Origin of the sequence: Methanospirillum sp. (genome assembly GCF_028679455.1) — an archaeon.
In the GTDB taxonomy this organism is placed as follows: domain Archaea; phylum Halobacteriota; class Methanomicrobia; order Methanomicrobiales; family Methanospirillaceae; genus Methanospirillum.
Genome location: NZ_JAJRBM010000388.1, coordinates 1 through 2,955, shown reverse-complemented (window position 1 = coordinate 2,955; position 2,955 = coordinate 1). Strand labels below are relative to the sequence as shown.

Here is a 2,955-nt window from a genome sequence, read left to right as displayed (position 1 = left end):
TCACGGGAAAGATTGAGGCATCGGTCAATTCGGGGGTCTTTTGGCTGATCTCTGCCAAAGACCATACCAATTGCCATCACACCGCCTGTCACTGCACCGCAGGAGCATCCTGCCCCACCGATACCAATCGGAAACCCTGATGCGAGCCGGATAACTGAATCTGGATAATTAAGTCCAAAAGAGTCATTAATGGCTTTGACGATCGCTTCGGAGCAGTAAAATTGCCCGGATCGGTAATATTCCTCAGCCTTCTCTCTAATCTGGGCCGGGTCAACAGGTTTACCTGGTTCCTTCATGTTATCCTCGTATGTGAAGAGGTTTCTATCCCTATGTGATGGATATTATGCGTATCGATGTAAATTCTTATGTAAAGATATCATCCATTCACTCTGCAACTAATCGTGTTTGTGGGAATAATCCTGATTCAAATGCATCTTCACAGAATTTATGCCCGGCCAAGAGATCTTTTTTCACATAGTAATTATTCGCAATGCATTGGCCGATGCAGATATTTTTCATCAGACACCGGGAGCATATCCCTTTCAGATCCTTGGGAAGATGCTCACGGATCATATTCAAAGCCTCTGCTTTTTCCCATATCTCTTGAATCTGATTCCGGGAAGCATGACCAAAGCAGAGTTCAGGTACACTGGTCCCAATACCGCAGAGAGCGTATGTTCCATCTGACAGAACCCCAAGAATTGAAAATATGCCACATCGCCCACATGTTCCTCCCGGGCTATACATCGATGAGAGCGACCTGAAGGCATAGGGCAGGTTTGTCATCAGTGGGATCTTCAGTTCTTTTTGAAGTTCATTCTGCACCCATTGAGAAAGTTCGATCTGTTCCTGTACGGTAACAATTGAACCCTCTGCTTCCATAACCCGACCTCTGGCAGTCGGGGTCACAAAGTTGTATTTCACAGAACTGGCTCCGATACTTTCTGCATATTTTGCCAGATCTGCCATTTTTCCTTTATTCCTTCCGGCAACTGCCATTATCACCTGAGGGTGGATTCCCGTTTCCACGAGGGTTTTTACTCCCTGTGACACCCGATCAAAGGATCCCTGCACACCCCGCATCCATTCATGAGATTCGCGGTTTCCATCAATACTTATCGAAATAAAAGGATCCGTGCAGGATTTGATCAGGTCGGCAATGTGTGGATTAATTGCCACTCCATTCGATTCGATGGTCAGTACGAGTTTTTGATCCCTGACATATCGCAGGATTTGAATGATATCTGGGTGTATCAGTGGTTCTCCGCCGGTCAGTTTTACTCCGGAAAGCCCAATCTCTTTTGCTTCGGTAATGATTTTTTTAAGGAGATCGACTGGCAAACCCATCTGTGATCGATCAGAGTTTTCAAACGTCGGAGCTATCCAGCAGTGACGACAGGCCATATTGCAGTCACCAGTGAGATAAAAATACAGGGTTTCCAGAGAAGGAATATGAGTAATTTTTGTTTTGGATTGTTCAGTCATAGTAATCTGACAACACGAATTAATCTGATATTCTTTGATTCAGTGACCAGAATCTATTATTTAATCATGTATGCATAGACTCTCATCATTTGAATTCATCAATTATTTACTCTGGAATGCTGACGATCCGTCCACCATCAGTTAGGAACTTCTTCAAACATCCGTTAGGGCTGGGAACATACACATCCCCGGTGCTTGAATACCCGTCAGCCGGGCAGTTACCGGTGCAGACCATCTGATACCCACAGTCAATACAATCAGGAAATTTCGAGAGCGGAATGGTGTATCGCTGCCTCAACCGGGTAAATTCAGGATGATTCTGCCATATGTCCAGTAATCTATCCTGATTAATCTTCCCTAACTCAATATGGGAGAGCATACCACAAGGAACATAGGTTCCATCCGGCCTGACTGCCATCTTATTCCACATACATCCACACCCGGATAAAAAGCCACGACCCGGAATGGTTCGACCGTCTAGCCGGGCCCGTTCCATCTCCTGAAATTCTCGTCCCTGGGAAAGAGGGCCGGCGGTGGCAGTTATCCGGTTATTGTACAGTTTTGCGAGTTCGATTATTTTTTCCATCGCGATGCAGGTCTCTGCAGGCGTGAGGCTCACCTCTTCCTCATTCTCTCTGGCAAGTCCCTGATTACTGACACTATTGGTAGAGATCACTCCCATGTTGATCTCATCAAGGAGGAGATGAACCGCATTCTCGAGATCATCAAGATTGTACCGGTGAATCGTAATTCGTGAGGTGACCGGGGCTCCAGCTTCTTTGAGTATCGTAATCCCCCGAATTGCCCCGTCAAATGCCCCGGTGCCACGGAACCGATCATGGACGGCTGCACAGGATCCATCGATCGATATCTGTACATAATCACACCTCCCTGTCGAAGCGATGAAATTAGCTATTTCGGGGGTGATAAGACCACCGTTCGAGAGGAGAACAAATCTCATCCGATTAGCGACGATCCCCCTGATTATATCCGGTAGATCCTTCTTGATGAAGGGTTCGCCTCCTCCGATAGTGATGGTCATGACCCCAGCATTTCCGCATTCTTCAAAGAATTTTGTCCATTCAGATGCAGATATTTCCCTACCGGTATCTGCCGGGCTTGTCCGGTGAAAACAGTATTTACAATGCAGGTTACACCTGGATGTGATATCAACGTCAATGGACTTCGGTGTCTTCATCACCCTGCGGTTCTCGATCATAATCCCGTATCATCCGGTATGAGCATATCCAAGTCGTACGATATCGTCACAGAATTGTTTTATTTCTGATTTCAAATCTTCAGGGAGGCCTTCATACTCATTCTGAAATGTTGCGAGTACACCATTAAGATCCTTTCCTTCCTTCATTGATTTCCAGATCGTAACACCGGTTGGAGTCAAACCTACGGCCTCTCCGGTGTCTGGGTTGAAGAGGAGTGCCCAGTCATCGAACTCTTCGCGAAGAGAAATCT

The 2,955-nt window shown here is 46.3% G+C and carries 4 protein-coding genes; all 4 read right to left on the bottom strand.

Annotation, left to right across the window (positions count from 1 at the left end; genetic code table 11):
- Window positions 1-296: C-GCAxxG-C-C family (seleno)protein (locus tag LUQ50_RS13210; RefSeq protein WP_300040418.1), on the bottom strand; the 296-nt coding region annotated here is incomplete at its 3' end.
- Window positions 297-384: 88 nt separating this feature from the next.
- Window positions 385-1,485, bottom strand: a complete 1,101-nt coding sequence (gene scmF / locus LUQ50_RS13205) for a SynChlorMet cassette radical SAM/SPASM protein ScmF (protein ID WP_300040416.1) — start codon at window positions 1,483-1,485, stop codon at window positions 385-387.
- Window positions 1,486-1,591: 106 nt separating this feature from the next.
- Window positions 1,592-2,683: a SynChlorMet cassette radical SAM/SPASM protein ScmE gene (scmE, locus tag LUQ50_RS13200; RefSeq protein ID WP_300040414.1), complete on the bottom strand. Its 1,092-nt coding sequence runs from the start codon at window positions 2,681-2,683 to the stop codon at window positions 1,592-1,594.
- Window positions 2,684-2,713: 30 nt separating this feature from the next.
- Window positions 2,714-2,955 (bottom strand): PqqD family peptide modification chaperone (locus LUQ50_RS13195; RefSeq protein WP_300040412.1); only part of this gene is annotated, 242 nt, incomplete at its 5' end.

Bases quoted from the DNA above. Each gene is read 5' to 3' on its own strand.
- scmF (WP_300040416.1), bottom strand. From the start codon at position 1,485: ATGACTGAACAATCCAAAACAAAAATTACTCATATTCCTTCTCTGGAA.
- scmE (WP_300040414.1), bottom strand. From the start codon at position 2,683: ATGAAGACACCGAAGTCCATTGACGTTGATATCACATCCAGGTGTAAC.